This is a genomic window from Mesorhizobium sp. WSM4828 (assembly GCF_055811175.1).
This window is the reverse complement of record NZ_JBVVQK010000024.1, coordinates 52,322-71,965: the sequence shown is the minus strand read 5'-3', so window position 1 is coordinate 71,965 and position 19,644 is coordinate 52,322. Positions and strand designations below refer to the sequence as shown.

The window sequence follows — 19,644 nt, the reverse complement described above, 5'->3', positions numbered from 1 at the left end:
GGCCGCTCGATGCAGAAACTGTCGAGGCACGGAGCAAGAAAGCTGGAGGTCATGGCGCCGGCAGCGGGGCCGGCAAAGGCGCGCATCCTGGCCGTGGATGACGATGAACGCAATCTGCTGGCGATCGGCGAGGTTCTGGCGCCTATCGGTGATGTCGTCTGCGTGCAGTCGGGCGAAGAGGCGCTGCGCGCTCTGCTGAAGGAGGATTTCGCCGTCATCCTGCTGGACGTGCTGATGCCCCGGCTGGACGGCTACGAGACGGCGGGACTGATCCGCCAGCGCGAGCAATCCAGGCGAACGCCGATAATTTTTCTTACCGCCATCAACAAGGAAGACGCCCACATGCTGCGTGGCTATGACGCCGGCGCGGTGGATTACGTGTTCAAGCCCTTCGACCCGGCCATGCTGCGTTCCAAGGTCGCCGTGTTCGTCGAACTTCATGAGAAGACGCTCGAAATCCAGCGAAAGGCGGCTGCCGAGCAAGGGCTGCTGGCCCAGGCACTGCAGGCGCAGAAGGAAAAGCTCGAGGCCGAGCGGGCGCTGCGCAGCGCCCAGGAGCGGCAGCATGCCATTTTGAGCTCCCTTCCGGTCTGCTTCCACGCAAGGGCGGCGGAGCCGCCGTTCGGCGCCAGCTTTGTCACCGAAGGGGTCGAACGCCTGACCGGCTTTCCTCCCGAACGGCTGACCGCCGATCCAGACTTCGGCCTGAGCCGGGTTCATCCCGACGATCTGTCGAGAGTGAGGGAGGTCCTGCTCGCAGCCAAGGCCACCGGCTCCTACACCTGCGAATTCCGCTGGCAATGCGCCGACGGCAACTACCGGATTTTCCTCGACCAGGGCGTCCTGTCGAACGGCTCCGACGGCCAAAAGCCCGAGATCCTCGGCACGTTGCTGGACGTTACCGAGCGGCGCGAGCTTGAGAACCAGTTGCTGCAGTCGCAGCGCCTCGACGCGATCGGCAAGCTTACCGGCGGCCTGGCGCATGATTTCAACAATCTGCTTGCAGCAATTCTCAGCGGATTGGGATTGCTCGAGCGCCACGCCGAGTTCGATGGACAGGCCAGGCAGGTTCTGGAACTGACGCGCCGGTCGGCAAAACAAGGCGCCGAGCTCGTCAACCGCATGCTTGCCTTCTCGCGCCGCCAGACACTGAGGCCGCAGGCCGTGCGCCTCGCCGCGCTCGGCGATACAATGAACGGATTGGTGGCCCCGGTCCTGGGCGGCCTGATCCGCTTCGATTGGCTTGTCGACGACACTGTGTGGCCGGCGCATGTCGATGCCAGCCAGCTGGAGCTGGCGCTGATGAACCTGGTCTTCAACGCGCGCGATGCCATGCCGTCCGGCGGCACGATAATCGTGGAGGCGCAAAATCGAACGCTAGGCAGTGCAGCTGAGGATATTTCGGCGGGCGACTATGTCGTGGTCACCGTCAAGGACACGGGGTCGGGCATACCGGCCGGCATTCTCGCCAAGGTCGTCGAACCGTTCTTCACGACAAAACCGGTCGGCAAAGGCACTGGCCTCGGTCTGAGCACGGTGCATGGCTTCGTCAAGCAATCGGGCGGCACGCTCCGCATCGAGAGCACCGTCGGCAGTGGAACATCCGTCCAGCTCTGGCTGCCGCGTTCAATCGAGCGGCCGGTGGAAATCGCCGAGAAATCCGATGCCGACGACACCGTCGGGAATGCCGGCGAGGACTATCCGTCGGTCCTGCTGATCGACGACAGCAGCGTATTGCGGGAACTGACGGCGCAATCGCTTCGCCAACATGGCTTTGCGGTGACCTGTGCGGGGGGCGGTGCGGAAGCGCTGGCGATGATCGAGCGGGCGCCGTACGATTTCGACGTCATCGTCACCGATTTTGCCATGCCGCTCGTCTCGGGCCTGGAGGTCATTCGGTTCGCCCGCAATCTGCGAGCCGATTGGCCGGCGGTGATGATAACCGGATATGCCGACGCCGACGCGATCGCCGACCGGCCCCCCGACGTGCCGCTGCTCGGCAAACCACTGCGCGAAAAGGACCTGATGGAGAGCATTCTTGCAGCGGCCGCACCGGCTCGCAGAGGGCCAAGCAGGCCCAGCCGGTGAAGAAGCGGACCATTGGAACCTGACGTACAGGTTGTCGTTGGATAGGTCGTTAGCTGCGTTAGGATCGGAGGAAAGACTGATGGCGACAGCGGACTGGCCTCTTCCTGAACGCTTCACCTTTCAAGGGAACTCGATCGCCTGGGGCGCGATGGGCGAGGGCTGACCCGCGGTATTGCTGCATGGCACGCCTTTCTCATCGTCGGCATGGCGTAGAATTGCGCCTTTGCTCGGCCAACAGAGGCGAATCTATTGCTTTGACATGCTCGGCTATGGTCGATCCGACAAACCCGACAGCGACGTGTCCCGTGGCATGCAGAACGAGCTTTTCGCGGCCCTTTACGATCATTGGGGCCTGCGTGACCCCGATATCGTTGCGCATGATCTCGGCGGCTCAACAGCGTTGCGCGGTCATTTGCTCAACGGGCTCGACTACCGGTCGCTGGTGCTGATCGATCCGGTCGCAATCAGCCCGCAAGGCTCACCACTTGTTCAGGCCGCCAAGAAACACGAGACGGTCTTTTCCGGCCTCCCGCACTACATTCACGAAGCGATCCTGCGCGCCTACATCGGCGGCGCCGTAGCGAATGCGCTACGCGAGGAAGAGATGGCGCTTTACCTCGCGCCGTGGCTGGGAGCCGAAGGCCAAAAAGCCTTCTGGCGCCAGGTCGCTCAGATGGATGACAAATACTCGCAAGAGGTCGAGTGGCGATACGGTGAGATTCGTTGCCCCGTTGCCATCCTGTGGGGCGAGGACGACCAGTGGATTCCCATCGCCGACGGTCGCGAGCTCGCGCGCCGCATTTCGAGCGCTTCCTTCCACGTCGTGCCGAACGCGAAGCATCTTATGCAGGAGGACGCGCCGGAAGCGATCGTGGCGACAGTGCTTGGCTTCTGGCGAGACCTGGAGGAGCGGGCAAATGCCCGCAAAAAATCGGGGTTGGCCGCTCGATCTCCACCGCGTCAATGACCGCGTCGGGCGCCTCTATCCGGTAGCCGATGCGAAGGACAGGAATCCACTCCTTAGTGGCAGTCTTGAATCGAAACGGTACGTTTCGTATCGTTGACCTGGCAGCATCCAGCCTGTGCGCAACAAGGAGCGTCGGCCATGGCGCGCTCGACGGGCTGTGATGCGGTTGATAAGCCCTCTCCGCAAGGAGAGTCGAGACATGACCGTTGCGATCGAGATGGGCCAGACGAGCGCAGGCGCCCCGGCGGCGCTGGATCTTGAGGAACTGCTGGCGACGCGGCTTCTGGTGCAGGGCAATTCGGGTTCCGGCAAATCCCATCTGCTGCGCCGGCTCCTGGAGCAGAGCGCGCCCTGGGTGCAGCAGACGATCATCGACCCCGAGGGCGACTTCGTGACGCTCGGCGACCGTTTCGGCCATCTGGTGATCGATGCCGAGGAGCATACCGAACGCGGCCTGCAGAGCGCCGGCGAGCGGGCGCGCATCCACCGCGTCTCCACGGTGCTCAATCTCGAGGGGCTCGACGCCGAGAACCAGATGCGCCGCGCCGCCGCCTTCCTCGGCGGGCTTTTCGAGGTCGCCCGCGACCACTGGTACCCGATGCTGGTGGTGGTGGACGAGGCGCAGCTGTTCGCGCCGGCTGTGGCCGGCGAGGTTTCGGACGAGGCGCGCAAGCTCTCGCTCGGCGCCATGACCAATCTGATGTGCCGTGGCCGCAAACGCGGGCTGGCCGGCATCATCGCCACCCAGCGGTTGGCCAAGCTCGCCAAGAACGTCGCCGCCGAGGCTTCCAATTTTCTCATGGGCCGGACCTTTCTCGATATCGACATGGCGCGCGCCGCCGACCTTCTCGGCATGGAGCGGCGCCAGGCCGAGGCTTTTCGCGACCTCGAGCGCGGGCAATTCATGGCGCTCGGCCCGGCGCTGTCGCGCCGTCCGCTCGGCCTGCGCATCGGCCCGACCGATACAAGTCCGCGCAATGCGACCCCGCGCCTGATGCCGCTGCCGGAATCGGCACTGGAGGATGCACGCGCCATCATCCTGGCGGCCCCGCCGCCGGAAACCATCCGGCCGCAGCGCCGGTCGTCGCCAGACCTGCTCGATCAGCTGATGGCGGCAAAATCGGCGGCGTTGGAAATCCGCCCCGAACCGGCGGAGCCGCCGGTCAGCGCCGAGGATCTGGCGGAGCGGCGCGAGCGCGTCGACCGGGTGCTGCGCGCCGTGCTGGCGCAGCCCGATGCCGGCTTCCGTGTCATCGGCGTGCTCTATCAGGAGTTCGTGGTCCGCTGCCGCATCGAGGGCCTCGCCTCGGTCGTGCCCGACCTGCCCGAGTTCCGCCGCATGCTGACCCGCGCCCGCGCCGGCCTCGGTTCCGACATGGCCGGCGACGACGCCTGGCAGGACGTCTCGGCGCGCGCCTCGCTGCTGCCCGAGGATATGCAGGGCGTGTTCATGATGATCGCCCGCGCCGCCAAGGAGGGCTGGCCCTGCCCGAGCGACGCGGCGATCGCCCGCGCCTACGGCTCGCACTCGCTACGCCGCGCCCGCCGCCTGCTGAGCTATATCGAGGAACAGGGGCTGATCGTGTGCCAGCTCGACGGGGTTGGACGGCGGACGGTAACGCTGGTGGAGCTGGCCTGGGCGACGGCGCCGGGGGATCCTAATGGGGTGGAAGTGGAGCAGGGGAGGTTGGTCGTGTGAGATTGGCGCCACGCTGCTCGACGCACTGATTGGGATCGAGGTACGGCGGCGGGCTGATCGGCAGAAAGCCGCTACGGCTCTACATTGCCGGCGCGGTCACGGTGATGATCGGGTACATGCGCCCTGAGAGCATCCATGCCGTCTCCCAGCGGAGAAAATCCTGATGCTGGCTATTCTGCAGCTTGCCGCCGCCTCGGTGGGACCGTCTGCTGGCTGGTGGCGGTCAAATTGCGCGCTATCCTGATACTCTTGCTCAAGTGTCTACTCTGTGGCGGCAAGTCGCGAGCGGTTTCATGCGCATTTTCGAAGGAGGTTTGCGATGAAAATGTCCCGTTTTTTGAACACCGGCGCTGCGGCATGGCTGGTTGGAGCCCTGCTCAGCCTTGCCGCGCTCGGCGTCACGAAAGCGGAGGCTGCCGACATGCGCCAATTGTGCCACCAGGTGCGCAACAACGACACGATCCAGGACTATTCGCCCGCGCTTCGTGACGAAACGGTCCAGGCTTTCAAGGCGCTGGCTCCGGACGCTCAAATTGCGCCGGACGATTCCGAACTGCGGGCACAGGCCCAATATCGCTGCATGGACGGCAAGGTCATGGTCTGCTTCATCGGCGCCAACCTGCCCTGCACCAAGATGAACGCAGCACGCGACAATCCTGGTGCGGATGAGTTCTGCCGGCAGAATCCAAACGCGCAAGACGTTCCGGCCGTCGCGACGGGTCACGATACCGTTTATTCCTATCGATGCCGCAACGGCCAAGCTGAGATAGCAGACGACCTGTGGGAACTCGACGAACGGGGCTTCGCGAAGAAGCTTTGGGCCGAGCTACCCGATCGCTAAGTCCGCTCACGCTGCTGCGCGCCTGTTTTGGCTAGCCGGAGGATCGGAATGGGTCTCGACGTGGCAGTTTTCAAAAGCGCTTCGACCATGGAGCGGGAATTCCCCGGCTATCGCTTTCAGCGGGAACCGACAACGGGCGAATGCGAGGTGGTTCATCCCGAGGGCGCAAATCTCACCTGGGACGCTGTGACGGTGTGCGACTGGCGTGTCGGAAACATCGCCCACGTCGCCGCGCTTGGGGAGGTGATTGCCGGCCTTCTCGGCGAAGGCTCGGCCTTGGAACGGATTGTCCTTTTTTCAGCCTGCAGTGTCGGAGACGTCATCGGGGAGCCGAGCTTTGTCGAGCTTGAGCGCGAATTGCGGCTGCTCGAATCCAGCACCGACGCATGGGTTCGGGAATTTGCCGATGGACTATCGGAATTGATCCGCATGGCACGGCGCGAGAAAAACCCTATCGTGTTTGTGTGACCGGCAAGCCAAGCAGAGCCCCCCGCGCCATCATCCTGGCGGCCCCGCCGCCGGAAACCGTCCGGCCGCAGCGCCGCTCGTCGCCGGACCTGCTCGATCAGCTGATGGCGGCAAAATCGGCGGCGCTGGAAATCCGCCCCGAACCGGCGGAGCCGCCGGTCAGCGCCGAGGATCTGGCGGAGCGGCGCGAGCGCGTCGACCGGGTGCTGCGCGCCGTGCTGGCGCAGCCCGACGCCGGCTTCCGCGTCATTGGCGTGCTCTACCAGGAGTTCGTCGTCCGCTGCCGCATAGAGGGCTTCGCCGCGGTCGTGCCGGACTTGGCCGAATTCCGCCGCATGCTGACCCGCGCCCGCGCCGGCCTTGGCTCCGACATGGCCGGCGACGACGCATGGCAGGATGTCTCGGCGCGCGCCTCGCTGCTGCCCGAGGATATGCAGGGCGTCTTCATGATGATCGCCCGCGCCGCCAAGGAAGGCTGGCCCTGCCCGAGCGACGCAGCGATCGCCCGCGCCTACGGCTCGCACTCGCTACGCCGCGCCCGGCGCCTGCTGACCTATATCGAGGAGCAGGGGCTGATCGTCTGCCAGCTTGACGGGGTTGGACGGCGGACGGTGATGCTGGTGGAGCTCGCCTGGGCGACCGCACCGGGGGATCCGAATGCAGCGGAGATGGAGCAGGGGAGGTTGGCGCGCTAACGCCGAGAGCAACTGATGGGCAGACTCCCCCCGTCATCGAATGGCAAAGGAACAGAGACTGTGACGACTATCACAAAAGTCTATTTTGATGAGAGTGGACAGACGGGAACGCAGTTGCTTGACTTGGATCAGCCGTACTTTTCAATTGGTAGCACTGATATCCCTGAGCGAGAGGCACAAGGGATACTCGATCGCTGCTTCCATCGAAGCCAGGGGCGCGAACTCAAGGCCAGCAAGCTGCTTAGGCGGCCACAGGTTCGCGAGGCTTCATCAATTTCGCAAGAGAGGTTGGCCGACAGCCTCATCGATTCTGCGCGGCAAAGATCAGCAAGCGTTTCACCGTGGTCTGCAAAATGGTCGATCATCTCATCGAGCCAATGCTGCATTCGCAAGGCTACGATTTCTATCGTGACAACTATGCCGCTCGCTTCGCGAACATGATGGCATTCGCATTCGAACACCTTTTAGAAAGGCCTGCTTCGGACGCGCTTCTCTTGGCATACAATGACTTCGCCCGTGCTCCTGACGTGGCAACTGCACATGCGCTTCGTCGTAAGCTTGAGGAGGGTATCGAAAATTGCCCAGATGGTGTCGAAAATTTCCTCCAACTAATGCTCGAGGGGACTGGGAGGCTTGATCAGGAAGATTTCGAATCGTTGGACGACTCAAATGATATCCATGTCACGGCGATTGTTGCCTGCATGGGGCACTGGCAGAATCAGCATTCTGGATCTTTCGAAGTAGTTCACGACGAGAGCATTCATTTCTTTGGTCGCAGCGACCGATGGACGATGATCACCATTCCTGCTTTGCCCGCGGAAGTTATCCACGTTGGAGAAAAGACACTTCGGCTACCAATCCCTGTGATCTCCACCAGGAGCGAGAGGAGTCACGAAAGCGCATCCTTGCAGCTTTGCGATCTGATTGCGGGATTTGTTTCTCGAGCTTCTGCGCCAATGGAAGACGATCTCCAATCTTTCGTAAAAGAGGTCATAGAGTCAGGATTGGGCGAGATGTCCGTTTTCCCGGTCGAGGCGGGACACGAATTCATTGATGGTCTGCCGGCAATTGCTACTGGACCCGACGCAATCGATCTAATTAGAGCAAATATTATCAAAGGAAGTCGTCAGAGGTAATATCGAATTCGGTACCCATCCGGGCGGAGCATGCTGTAGGCTCGCCTCTCTGGGCGTCTGCCCCTACCTGTCTTCGACAATCCTCAGGATAAAGTAACTGCTCAATGACGATCGGCCTTTGCGACCGGAAACAGGCAAGCCGGTCGCTATCTGATCTTGAAGGGGAATACGTGAACGACGATCTGCGATCATATTGCCTACGGCTGTTCGAGGCCTGCATTGCGCAGATCAGAAGCGGCAAACCCGGGCCTAGCCTGCTAATGTCCCGAGAATTCGAGGCGACTCTTGTGCATTTGTGCGAGCGCTTGAGGGCGGAACCAGCTAGCCTTGCGGCAGTCCCTGACAAGCAACATGTCAGGCTGGAAATGATCGTCAGGGCGAACCTGACGGACGCTTCTGATGGGATGGATCGGCTGCGCCATTGGCTGAGGGGCGCCACAGAAGTGACAGTGTGCGATCCCTATCTTCTCCAGTTCAACGCGACGGAAATGTATCCAGATATCGAAAGTTACGCGGAGGCATTGGTCGGGCTGTTTCCGTCATCGGCCAAGCGGATCGATCTCTATACCAACAGCTATAATAGCAAGGTCCGGCCGGCAGTCTTCCGGCTATTAAAGGAAGGTCGCAATGTTCGCCATTTCAGTTCGGGCGGTTTGCATGACCGGTTCATCATCAAGGATTGGTTGGAAGGCAAGGTTCTTGGCACGTCGTTCGGCGGATTCGGACGCAAGTTCTTCGCGATGATCGATCTGGAACCCGGCGATGTAGCTGCGGTAAGGTCAGAGCTTCACGAGCTTTGCCCCGATCCTATCCGATCGGGGCCTCGCCGAAGCCAAAAATAACGCTGTCAATCGACGCCAAGGTAAATCCGGCATGGTAAAGGAAAATTTCTGTTTGGAGTTGATTATCCGATGCACGTCAAGTCACTGGAACAGTAATGGAAGAGTAAAGATCGATGGCCGAGACCCAGATCGAGTGGACTGATGCCACATGGAACCCAGTCGCAGGGTGCTCCATCGTCACGGCTGGTTGCACCAATTGCTACGCCATGCAAATGGCACGCCGTCTGGAAGCCATGGGCGCCCCGAAGTATGAGGGCTTAACCCGTAACAGCGGCAAGCGCACCATCTGGAATGGAGTAGTACGGGAAGATCGCGCGTCGCTGACCATTCCTTACGCGTGGAGAAAGCCGCGCAAGATCTTCGTCAACTCAATGAGTGACCTTTTCCATGACTCCGTCAGCGAAGAGTTTATCGTCGATGTTTGGCGGGTCATGCGAGAGACACCACAGCACAGCTACCAGATACTCACCAAACGCCCTGAGCGAATGGCGGAGGTCGTCGCTCACGCCATTCCCGACATCCTCCCCAACGTTTGGCTCGGGACGAGCGTCGAGAGCACCGATGTCATTTCTCGAATTGATAGTCTGCGGACTGTGCCAGCCGCAATTCGCTTTATTTCGTTTGAGCCGCTCATAGGGCCCGTGGGCGCCGTAGACCTGACTGGCGTTCATTGGGCGATCGTCGGCGGAGAGAGCGGACGCAACGCGCGACCGATCCGCGAGAACTGGATCGATGAGATATACATGCAATGCTATATCTACAGCACCGCGTTTTTCTTTAAGCAGTGGGGCACTTGGGGCAAGGACAATAAGAAGCGTTCCAAGAAGGCAAACGGTCGTGAGTATCGGGGACGGACCTGGAACGAGATGCCTGCCGCCTTGGGGGCATAGCCAGGGAAGCGTCAATCTGGAGCGGGAATGGTCAAGAAGGCGTACGCTTGGGAGAATGGGGCTATACTGGACGAGCATAGTCGTCGGAAACATAAGATCCTCCGTGAATACTTTTATCAGTACATCACCGTGCGCTGTCAGAATCCACAGCAGAGCAAATTTCGCCTCGCTGTGGTTGACGGCTTTTCCGGCGGAGGTCGCTATGCTTGCGGTGCCGCCGGTTCGCCGATCATCTTCATCGAAGAGCTTCAGAGGGCGCTGGACGCGGTGAACATCCGCCGAGTCGGCCAAGGTCTCGGCACGGTGGAGATCGAGTGCCTCTTGATTCTCAACGATGCCACGCCGGGCGTTACGGAATCCTGCGAGGATACTGTGAGCCGCTGGTCGGCGCTCTAAAGTCGACCTGCCCAAAACTGCTCCTCAGCGTCACCTACCTAAGCAGTGAGTTTGAAGAGGCTTATCCGTTCGTCAAGAACCTCATTGCCGGGCGCTTTCGAAACGTCCTCTGGAACCTCGACCAATGCGGTCACGTCCAGGTTGACGTTGCCACAATTGGTGAGATTATGCGATCCACCCCGTCGGTGGAAATCTTCTACACCTTCGCCATCGATAGCCTTTTGACGTTCCTGAGCCGAACCAATCCGGAGTTGATGGCAAAACAAATTCGACATCTCGATATCAATCCGACGGACCTGCGGGCGATAGACGGGATCGCGAGCAATGAGGCCTGGCTCGGCGCGGCCGAGCGCATTGTGTTTGAGGCGTTTCATAACTGCGCCCCATACGTCAGTCCGTTCTCGATCACCAATCCGAAAGGTTGGCGATATTGGCTGATCCACTTCGCCAACAACTATCGGGCTCGTCAGGTCTATAACGACGTTCTGCACGACAATGGCACCCAAGCGCACTTCGGGCTACCGGGGCTTCACATGCTGCACTATGACCCTGCCAAGGAGGGCGGCCTTTATCTTTTCGAAGCCGAGGATCGCGCGGAAGCTAAGCTCAAGCTGCTTTCCGACATTCCACGTTTTGTAGCAGAGTCGGGGGACGCCATGCTAGTTGGGGACTTTTATGCAACTGCTTACAGCGCGACGCCAGCCCACAAGGACGACATCCACAGTGCGATGCTGGAGAACGAAGACCTAGAAGTAGTCACGCCTGCTGGTGGCGTCAGGCGCAAGATTCACCAAGTCTCCGTCGGCGATACGCTTCGGCTGAAGAATCAAAGGTCGTTCTTCATGCTGTTCGGCAACAAGCCGAAGTCCTAATCGTGCCAGTTCGGCTGTCTAGACCGCCGTCTGGTCGTCCGGCAAATGATCATCCTTTGCTGACCAGGGAGCGACCGGCATGAGTGTCTGGCAAGCCTTCGACGTTCCGCCGGCGGGTTATGCCAACTTGCTAAGCAAGGCTATCGAAATCACCGAAGGCAACGTTGGCGATCTACTGTGGCCTGTCGATGAGGGCTTGCAAGTAATTTTTAGCGATTATTCCGGTCAGCACAGCCAGGCGACCCATGAAGTCTACTCGTTCCTAATCACAACCTGGGATAGTCTACAAGACTGGCTGCCTCTACGCGAGGCGTTTCGCGACAGATGGCTTCCCGACAAACGTCGAATATCTTTCAAGCAATTACGTGAACCCATGCGTCGGCGCGCCTATCCGCATTTCCTGGAAATTGCCGGAGCTCTCCCAGCTAATCTCGTGACAGTCATGATTGACAACCGGGTCGGAAGCTTTATCGATGGTGGACCCCAGGCGCTTGCGGCGGTGCTCGATGACTGCTTTGTCCCAGGCTCCTCGCCAAACAGTATTGAGAAGATCTACCGGCTGGCCCTGTTCATCGCGATGATTCAGGCGGGCCTACGCCGTGAAGACCAGCGCTCGCTTTGGGTCAGCGATCACGATGAAACCCTCGACACTTTCGACAAACGCGACCGTTTTAGCCGCCTTGCGACCTATCTAACCGTGGGGCTAACCGGCCGCCGCAATTCCGCTGATCAGAACTTTATGACCACGGACGCCAATAACTTGCCCGATTGGATTGAGGACTTAGCGAGCATTCCCGACATTGCCGCCGGAGCCTGCGCAAGTCTTAGTGGCAAGCTACCGCTCTTTATGGAACAAAGAACCTGGACGGTCGGCATGGTCTATGGCGACAATGTGGATTGGCGGGCCAGGACGTTTGGCGACTGGCTTTCGTCGCCTCAGGGGGTGCTTCGACACGTGCTTCTAAGGCTTGCACCGGACACCCAAGGGCAGATCCGCGCCTCAGCTCAGAAGTTCGTGCGGCGGCCCTAGTTTTCCGATCCAACGTGCCGCCAGTAAGCGGCCGTTCCCAACGTCCGCTGGAAAGTTGGCTATCCAAAGTGCATTCAATCGGGAGATATTAAGGTCAAAGTAGCCCCGCGTCAGCCCTCCCTACCGGTCCTCAATTATCCGCAATAAGCCGCTGTCACAAACCGCACGATCAGCCCGAACAATACCCTTCTCGCCCCTCGATCATCTGCAAGATCGTCAGCAGGGTGCGTCAGCACTGTGAGGATCAGCGCCTCGATATGGTGCCGGTGTAGCCGCCGCGGCCGCCGAAAATCGCGGTTCCCCGACGACGGCGGCGGTCACCTAAGGCAGCACCAGCGGTTCGGCGAGCGACAGCGCCTTGATTAGGCTGATGTAGAGCAGTGCCGGCGAGCACGCTCGAGATGATGTAGGGCACGGTGATCGCCTGCCAGGAGCAGACGCCGGACAGGCGAGTTGCCCGTTCGTTGTCGCCAGTCGCCGCATCCAACTCCTCAGGCGGCGCACCGCCTTGTTTCCGTGAATCTCGCCATGCCGCATTGCACAATCGTCTCGCCTGCGCAAAATGCGGCATGATCCGCAAATCCCTCACTGTCCTGGTGATCGATGAAAACCACATCCGCGCTTCGATAATCGAAGCGGGACTGCGGGAGGCCGGGCATCAGCAGGTCACGGTCATCCACGACGTCGCCGGCATAGCGCGGCGGATCGCCGAGATCGAACCCGATGTGATCGTCATCGACCTCGAAAATCCCAACCGCGACATGCTCGAAAACATGTTCCAGCTTTCACGCGTGGTGAAGCGGCCGATCGCCATGTTCGTCGACCGCTCGGACCAGGCGTCGATCGAAGCCGCGGTGGAAGCCGGGGTCTCGGCCTATGTCGTCGACGGGCTGCGCCAGGAGCGCGTCAAGCCGATCCTCGACATGGCGATCAGCCGCTTCAATGCGTTTTCGCGCATGGCGCGCGAACTGGAAGAGGCCCGCAGCGAATTGGAAAGCCGCAAGGTGATCGATCGCGCCAAGGGCATACTGATGAAGTCGCGCGGCCTGTCGGAGGACGCGGCCTATACGCTGCTGCGCAAGACCGCCATGAACCAGAACCGCAAGATCGCCGAAATCGCCCATAGCCTGGTGACGGCGGCAGGCCTTCTGGATCCCGAGGAGAGTTGACGATGGCGGCCGAGCACCGGATCAATGCTGGCTTCATGCCGCTCTTCGACAGCGCTGTCCTTGTCGCGGCGAAGGAAATCGGCTTCGCCCTGCGTGAAGGCGTCGACCTGATGCTCAACCGGGAAACGTCGTGGGCCAACATCCGCGACCGCATCGCCATCGGCCATTTCGATCTGGCGCACATGCTGGGGCCGATGCCGATCGCCTGCAATCTGGGGCTGACGCCGCTCGCCTCCGACACGGTCGTGCCGTTCTCGCTCGGCCTCGGCGGCAATTGCGTCACCGTTTCGAACGCGGTCTGGGCAGGCATGGCCGCGCACGGCGCCCGGCCCGACCTCGATCCGGCGCGGGCCGGCAGGGCGTTGGGTGCGCTGATCCGCGAACGGGCGAATGCCGGCGGCGATCCGCTGCGCTTCGCCGTCGTCCATCCGCACTCCGGGCACAATTACGAACTGCGCTACTGGCTCGCCGCCTGCGGCATCGACCCGTCGCGTGAGATCGAAATCGTCATCGTGCCGCCCCCCTTCATGGCCGACGCGCTCGCCGCCGGCAGGATCGACGGCTACTGCGTCGGCGAACCGTGGAACAGTGCTGCAGTCGTCGCCGGCACCGGCCATATCGCCACGGTCAAGGCAGCCATCTGGAAGACCAGCCCGGAGAAAGTCGTCGGCGTGCGCAAGGCATGGGCGGAAAAACAGCCGGACGCGCTTTCGGCCCTGCTGCGCGCGCTGCATCATGCGGCGCGCTGGTGCCAGGATCCGGCAAACCGCGGCGAACTCGCGGCCCTGATGGCGCAGCCGGCCTTCCTCGGCCTTGCGCCGGCGCTGCAGATGCCGATCCTCAGCGGCCATCTTGCGCTCGGCGGCGGCGCCGAACTCAGCGTCGGCGACTTCTTTCTGCCCTTCGACAAGGCGGCGAACTTCCCGTGGAAGAGCCATGCGCTGTGGTTCTACACGCAGATGGTGCGCTGGGGGCAGGTCAAGCACAGCGCCGCCAATATGGCGCTGGCACGCGAGACCTATCGGCCCGACCTCTATCGCGCGGCGCTGAAGCCGCTCGGCGTCGCTCTGCCGGGCGCCAATTCCAAGGTCGAGGGGGCGCTTACGGTTGCCACGCCGGTCGGCTCGGCCGGCGCCAGCCTGGTACTCGGTCCCGATGGTTTCTTCGATGGCCAGATCTTCGATCCCGACGAGATCGACGCCTACATTGCCGGCCAGAAATTGGCGCGCACTGACGCCTGATCATTTCCGCGCCATTCTTGTGCATTGCACAAAAAATGTGCGTGCAACTGCGCTAATGAACAATCCTTAGCTTGCGCGCCCAGCGGGCCGGCGCGCCGAAGATTGTGGCATGTCATTGATCTCATTGATGTTTGTCATCCATTCCGAAACTGGCACGGTTCCTGCTTTGTAATAGGCAGACTCTTCTCGGAGTCACGGAATGCGCGTCCAATGGCGGGCGCTACAGGCAAAGCTGCCGCTCAGGTCAACACGCGATCCCGGATGGACGGACGCGCGAGGCCTGGCCGGCGGCTTTTTTGTTTTCACGCAATCGACGGCGCCGATCCCAAGCCGCGCCCAACCGGAGATGACGATGACGAAACGCATCAAGAGCCATTCCGCGCAGACCATCAGCCGTCGCGATTTCCTGAGGATCAGTGCGGCCACCGCGGCGACGCTGGCCGCGGCGCGTGCGCTGCTTCCCTCCGGCGCCTATGCGGCACCCGCCGCGCCGGAAGTCACCGGCGCCAAGCTCGGCTTCATTGCGCTGACCGACGCGGCGCCGCTGATGATTGCCAAGGAGAAAGGCCTGTTCGAGAAATTCGGCATGCCCGATGTCGAGGTGCTCAAGCAGGCCTCCTGGGGGGCGACACGCGATAATCTGGTGCTCGGCGGCGAAGCCAACGGCATTGACGGTGCCCATATCCTGACGCCGATGCCTTATCTGATGCACACCGGCAAGGTGACGCAGAACAACCAGCCGCTGCCGATGGCGATCGTGGCGCGGCTCAACTACGACTGCCAGGGCATTTCCGTCGCCCAGGAATATGCCGCCACCGGCGTCGGCCTCGACGCCTCCAAGCTGAAGGAGGCCTTCGCCGCCAAGAAGGCCGCGGGCAAGGAGGTCAAGGCCGCCATGACCTTCCCGGGCGGAACGCACGACCTCTGGCTGCGCTACTGGCTGGCCGCCGGCGGCATCGATCCCGACAAGGACGTCTCGACGATCGTCGTGCCGCCACCGCAGATGGTTGCCAACATGAAGGTCGGCAACATGGACGTGTTCTGCGTCGGCGAGCCGTGGAACGAGCAGCTCGTCCATCAGGGCGTCGGCTTCACCGCCGCCACCACGGGCGAACTGTGGAAGGGCCATCCGGAAAAGGCGCTCGGTCTGCGCGCCGCCTTCATCGACAAATACCCGAACGCCACCAACGCGATCCTGATGGCCGTCATGGAAGCCCAGCAATGGTGCGAGGCCAAGGAAAACAAGGACGAAATGGCCGCCATCATCGGCAAGCGGCAGTGGATGAACGTGCCGACAGCCGACATCAGCGGCCGCCTCAAAGGCGACATCAATTACGGCAATGGCCGCGTCGCCAACGGAACCGACCTCTATATGAAGTTCTGGCAGGGCGGCGTGTCCTATCCCTTCAAGAGCCACGACAGCTGGTTCCTCGCCGAAAACATCCGCTGGGGCAAGTTCGCGCCGACCACCGACATCAAGGCGTTGGTTGCGCAGGTCAATCGCGAGGATCTGTGGCGCGAGGCGGCCAAGGATCTTGGTGTCGCCGCGGCCGATATTCCGGCGTCTTCGTCGCGCGGCCCCGAAACCTTCTTCGACGGCAAGATCTTCGATCCGGAGAACCCGTCCGCCTATCTCGACAGCCTGAAGATCAAGGTGTCGGCCTGACCCTGACATAGACGCGCGGGGCAGGCGGTGGCAACGCCGGCTGCCTTGCACGTGCCGCCATGGAGTTTTTCGAAAAAATGTCTATGCAAGCCATCGAGGACAGCAAGGTCAAGCCGTTCCCAGCGCCGGCCAAGCCCGCCGAGGTCATCGCGTTCACAGCCAGGGCGCGGCGCCGCTTCGACCCGGCCGCGATCGCCGGCAAGCTGGCAAGCACGCTGGTGCCGCCGGTCATTGTCATCACCATCATGCTCGTCGTCTGGCAGGTCGCCTGTTCGTCGCCCACAGCCAGCCTGCCACCGCCAAGCCAGGTGTGGAACGAGGCCTATGACCTGATCGCCCACCCGTTCTTCGACAATGGCCCGCAGGACATCGGGCTCGCCTGGCGGGTGCTGATGTCGCTGCAGCGCGTCGCCATGGGCTTCGGCTTGGCGGCAATCGTCGGCGTCGCGCTCGGCGCCCTCGTCGGCCAGTCGATCTGGGCGATGCGCGGCCTCGATCCGGTCTTCCAGATCCTGCGCACGGTGCCACCGCTCGCCTGGCTGCCGCTGTCGCTGGCGGCGTTCCGCGATTCCAGCCCGTCGGCGATCTTCGTCATCTTCATCACCTCGATCTGGCCCATCATCATCAACACCGCGGTCGGTGTCCGCAACATCCCCGAGGACTACCGCAACGTCGCCCGTATCCTCCGGCTCAACCAGTTCGAGTTCTTCGTGAAGATCATGGTGCCGGCGGCCGCGCCTTACATCTTCACCGGATTGCGGATCGGCATCGGCCTGTCGTGGCTGGCCATCGTCGCCGCCGAAGTGCTGACCGGCGGCGTCGGCATCGGCTTCTTCATCTGGGACGCGTGGAACTCGTCGCGGCTGCCCGACATCATCGTCGCACTCGCCTATATCGGCGTCACCGGCTTTTGCCTCGACCGCCTGGTCGCGGCGGTCGGCGTCTTCGTCACCCGCGGCACAACGGCAAAGTGAGGAGAGCGCCATGACGGCCTATCTGAAGCTCGACCATATCGACAAATCCTTCGCCCGCGGCAGCCAGGTCAGCGACGTCCTGAAGGACATCCGGCTGACCATCGACAAGGGCGAATTCGTCTCCATCATCGGCCATTCAGGCTGCGGCAAGTCGACCTTGCTCAACCTGATCGCCGGCCTGACCAAGGTCTCGGCCGGCGCCGTGCTGCTCGAGGACAAGGAGGTCGACAGCCCCGGTCCCGAACGCGCCGTGGTCTTCCAGAATCACTCGCTGCTGCCATGGCTGACCGTCTACGAAAACATCAATTTGGCAGTCACGAAGGTCTTTGGCCGGAGCAAGAGCCGGGCCGAGCGGCATGACTGGATCATGCGCAATCTCGATCTCGTGCAGATGGCGCATGCCAAGGACAAACGTCCGGCCGAGATATCGGGCGGCATGAAGCAGCGCGTCGGCATCGCCCGGGCGCTGGCAATGGAGCCGAAGATCCTGCTGCTCGACGAGCCCTTCGGCGCGCTCGACGCGCTGACGCGCGCCCATCTTCAGGACGCGGTGATGGATATCCATTCCAGGCTCGGCTCGACGACGATCATGATCACCCATGATGTCGACGAGGCGGTGCTGTTGTCCGACCGCATCGTGATGATGACCAACGGCCCGGCGGCCACCATTGGTGAGGTTCTTCCCGTGCCGCTGGCCCGGCCGCGCCGGCGCATCGAGCTTTCCTCCGACCGCACCTTCCTGCGCTGCCGCGAGGCGGTGCTGAAATTCCTTTACGAACGCCACCGCTTCGTCGAGGCCGCGGAGTAAGGCGATAACGGAAAACTCGTCATCATCATTGGCAATCTGCATCGGCAATGGGCAATCTACCGCATTGCACAAATATTATGCTGCTGTGCAAGGCATTCTGACTAATCTTTGATCCGCTGCCGAGCTTGCTCAAAAGTCGCGCGGCTGCAGTTCACATTGATTTCATTCGATAATTCAGAGCGCTGTCGAATTGGCACGCTTCCTGCTTTCCAAAATGTAGGTCCGCAAGGGCCAAGTGACACGGCGTCCAATGGCGGGCGCCACAGGCAAAGCTGCCGCTCAGGTCCACACGCGCTCCCGGAACCCCGGACGCGAAGACCTGGCCGGCGGCTTTTTTGTTTTGACGCAATCGACGGCGCTGGTCCCAAGCGGCGCCCAACCGGAGACGACGATGATGAAACGGATCGGAACTGGCGCGTCCCTCGCGGACTTCACACGCCGCGATTTTCTGGCCGTCAGCGCGCTGACCGCGATGCCGCGCCGCTGACAGTCGCGAACGAACAGACAAGGGCGGTGCCTCCCACGCCGCAAACCGGAGCCAGAAAATGACCGCAAATCTCCCAGCAGCGCCCAGCCAGGACAGTGCTCCCCGGCAGGCGCTTGCCATGTCCACCATCGCCTTCACCGTCTGCTTCGCGGTGTGGACGATCTTTTCAATCATCGGCGTGCGCATCAAGCAGGAGCTGGGCCTGAACGAGACGGAGTTCGGCCTGCTCGTCGGCACGCCGATCCTCACCGGCTCGCTCGTGCGTATGGTGCTCGGTGTCTGGACCGACCGTTTTGGCGGACGGCTGGTATACACCGCGACTATGCTTGCGGCGGCGGTCGCGACCTTTCTGCTCGCTTTTGCGCACACCTACGGGCAGATGCTGGTCGCTGCGCTAGGCGTTGGGCTCGCCGGCGGTTCCTTCGCCGTCGGTGTCGCCTATGTCTCGCGCTTCTTCCCGGCCGGCAAGCAGGGCACGGCGCTTGGCATTTTCGGTGTCGGCAATGTCGGCGCCGCGGTCACCAAGTTCCTGGCACCGTTCGTGCTTCTCTCCTGGGGCTGGCAGTCGGTCGCGCTGATCTGGGCGGCAGCACTCGTCGTCATGGCCGCCGTCTTCTGGTTCACGACCGGCGACGATCCGGTCATCCGCGAGCGCCGCGCCGGCAAGGCAGCGCCCGCGAGAAGCTTCTGGCAGGAATTCGCGCCGCTCAAGAACCTGCAGGTCTGGCGCTTCGCCTTTTATTATTTCTTCGCCTTCGGTGCATTCGTGGCGCTCTCGCTGTGGCTGCCCCGCTACCTGATCGGCGTCTACGGCTTCGGGCTTGCGACCGCCGGCATGATCGGAGCGGCCTATTCAATTCCGGCAAGTATTTTCCGCGCCTATGGCGGCGTGCTTTCCGACCGGATCGGCGCCCGCACCGTGCTCTACTGGACCTTCGCTGTCAGTGCCGCCGCGACTCTCGTTCTGTCTCTCCCCTCGGCAGACTACGTCGTGCGCGGTGTCAGCGGGCCGATCGCCTTCCATTTCGAGGTCGGCCCGCTCGCCTTCATAGCCGTTGCATGTGTGCTCGGCTTCTTCATGAGCCTTGGCAAGGCTGCCGTCTACAAGCACATCCCGGCTTACTATCCGCAGAGTGTCGGCGCGGTCGGCGGCGTTGTCGGCATGATTGGCGGGCTCGGCGGCTTTATCCTGCCAATCGTCTTCGGCGCGCTCAACGACCTCACCGGCGTCTGGTCGAGCTGCTTCATGCTGCTCTTCGTCATCGTCGCCACCTGCTTTGCCTGGATGCATTTTTCCATCCGGCGGATGGAGCGCACGGCGTCTGACGAAGCGTCAGGCCTTTCCTACGCGGCTGAGTGAGACCGGAGTGGATCA

The 19,644-nt window shown here is 62.0% G+C and carries 17 protein-coding genes and 2 pseudogenes; 18 read left to right on the top strand and 1 reads right to left on the bottom strand.

The annotated features are described in order from the left end of the window. Nucleotides 1-51: 51 nt before the first annotated feature. From AC0L2X_RS24055 to AC0L2X_RS24000, 12 genes and pseudogenes are all read left to right on the top strand, one after another. A complete protein-coding gene (locus AC0L2X_RS24055) occupies nt 52-2,088 on the top strand; it encodes a response regulator (protein WP_473557681.1) in 2,037 nt (678 codons plus the stop codon). A 172-nt stretch (nt 2,089-2,260) separates the two neighbouring features. Then, complete coding sequence (locus AC0L2X_RS24050) at nt 2,261-3,055, top strand: alpha/beta fold hydrolase (RefSeq protein WP_473557679.1); 795 nt, start codon at nt 2,261-2,263, stop codon at nt 3,053-3,055. 199 nt (nt 3,056-3,254) lie between these two features. Next, complete coding sequence (locus AC0L2X_RS24045) at nt 3,255-4,754, top strand: helicase HerA domain-containing protein (protein WP_473557677.1); 1,500 nt, start codon at nt 3,255-3,257, stop codon at nt 4,752-4,754. Nucleotides 4,755-5,073: 319 nt separating this feature from the next. After that, nucleotides 5,074-5,595: a hypothetical protein gene (locus AC0L2X_RS24040; protein WP_473557674.1), complete on the top strand. Its 522-nt coding sequence runs from the start codon at nt 5,074-5,076 to the stop codon at nt 5,593-5,595. 48 nt (nt 5,596-5,643) lie between these two features. Further along, the gene (locus AC0L2X_RS24035) at nt 5,644-6,063 is read left to right on the top strand and encodes a hypothetical protein (RefSeq protein WP_473557672.1); all 420 of its coding nucleotides are present in this window, start codon (nt 5,644-5,646) and stop codon (nt 6,061-6,063) included. Between the two features lie 23 nt (nt 6,064-6,086). Beyond that, nucleotides 6,087-6,758 (top strand): annotated as a pseudogene (locus tag AC0L2X_RS24030) (ATP-binding protein); the annotation flags it as partial. A 353-nt stretch (nt 6,759-7,111) separates the two neighbouring features. Next, entirely contained in the window at nt 7,112-7,894 is a 783-nt protein-coding gene (locus AC0L2X_RS24025) for a hypothetical protein (protein ID WP_473600411.1), read from the top strand. A gap of 170 nt (nt 7,895-8,064) precedes the next feature. Continuing rightward, nucleotides 8,065-8,736: a hypothetical protein gene (locus AC0L2X_RS24020; RefSeq protein ID WP_473600410.1), complete on the top strand. Its 672-nt coding sequence runs from the start codon at nt 8,065-8,067 to the stop codon at nt 8,734-8,736. A 113-nt stretch (nt 8,737-8,849) separates the two neighbouring features. Further along, nucleotides 8,850-9,626 carry a DUF5131 family protein gene (locus AC0L2X_RS24015; protein ID WP_473557665.1) on the top strand — a complete coding sequence of 259 codons (777 nt, stop codon included), beginning with the start codon at nt 8,850-8,852 and terminating at the stop codon, nt 9,624-9,626. A gap of 27 nt (nt 9,627-9,653) precedes the next feature. Next, nucleotides 9,654-10,022: a three-Cys-motif partner protein TcmP gene (tcmP, locus tag AC0L2X_RS24010; RefSeq protein WP_473557663.1), complete on the top strand. Its 369-nt coding sequence runs from the start codon at nt 9,654-9,656 to the stop codon at nt 10,020-10,022. Continuing rightward, on the top strand, nt 9,941-10,894 hold the full coding sequence (gene tcmP, locus AC0L2X_RS24005) for a three-Cys-motif partner protein TcmP (protein WP_473557661.1): 954 nt from the start codon (nt 9,941-9,943) through the stop codon (nt 10,892-10,894). Before tcmP (AC0L2X_RS24010) ends, tcmP (AC0L2X_RS24005) begins: the two co-directional genes overlap by 82 nt. 79 nt (nt 10,895-10,973) lie before the next feature. Continuing rightward, nucleotides 10,974-11,924 (top strand): hypothetical protein, encoded by a 951-nt coding sequence (locus tag AC0L2X_RS24000; protein ID WP_473557658.1) that lies wholly within the window; start codon nt 10,974-10,976, stop codon nt 11,922-11,924. Nucleotides 11,925-12,044: 120 nt separating this feature from the next. On the opposite strand, the pseudogene AC0L2X_RS23995 reads toward AC0L2X_RS24000, so the two are convergent. Further along, nucleotides 12,045-12,402 (bottom strand): annotated as a pseudogene (locus tag AC0L2X_RS23995) (ABC transporter permease); the annotation flags it as partial. 91 nt (nt 12,403-12,493) lie between these two features. Here AC0L2X_RS23995 and AC0L2X_RS23990 point away from each other — a divergent pair. The 6 genes from AC0L2X_RS23990 to AC0L2X_RS23965 all read left to right on the top strand — a co-directional run bounded on the left by AC0L2X_RS23990 (nt 12,494) and on the right by AC0L2X_RS23965 (nt 19,629). Continuing rightward, nucleotides 12,494-13,093 carry an ANTAR domain-containing response regulator gene (locus tag AC0L2X_RS23990; protein WP_473557657.1) on the top strand — a complete coding sequence of 200 codons (600 nt, stop codon included), beginning with the start codon at nt 12,494-12,496 and terminating at the stop codon, nt 13,091-13,093. A 2-nt stretch (nt 13,094-13,095) separates the two neighbouring features. Then, entirely contained in the window at nt 13,096-14,334 is a 1,239-nt protein-coding gene (locus AC0L2X_RS23985; protein ID WP_473557654.1) for a CmpA/NrtA family ABC transporter substrate-binding protein, read from the top strand. 352 nt (nt 14,335-14,686) lie between these two features. After that, nucleotides 14,687-16,000, top strand: coding sequence for a CmpA/NrtA family ABC transporter substrate-binding protein (locus AC0L2X_RS23980; protein ID WP_473557652.1), 1,314 nt, complete (start codon nt 14,687-14,689; stop codon nt 15,998-16,000). Between the two features lie 77 nt (nt 16,001-16,077). Beyond that, a complete protein-coding gene (gene ntrB / locus AC0L2X_RS23975) occupies nt 16,078-16,974 on the top strand; it encodes a nitrate ABC transporter permease (protein WP_473557649.1) in 897 nt (298 codons plus the stop codon). A 10-nt stretch (nt 16,975-16,984) separates the two neighbouring features. After that, entirely contained in the window at nt 16,985-17,782 is a 798-nt protein-coding gene (locus AC0L2X_RS23970; RefSeq protein WP_352487941.1) for an ABC transporter ATP-binding protein, read from the top strand. 545 nt (nt 17,783-18,327) lie between these two features. After that, complete coding sequence (locus AC0L2X_RS23965) at nt 18,328-19,629, top strand: MFS transporter (RefSeq protein WP_352487943.1); 1,302 nt, start codon at nt 18,328-18,330, stop codon at nt 19,627-19,629. Nucleotides 19,630-19,644: the final 15 nt, after the last annotated feature.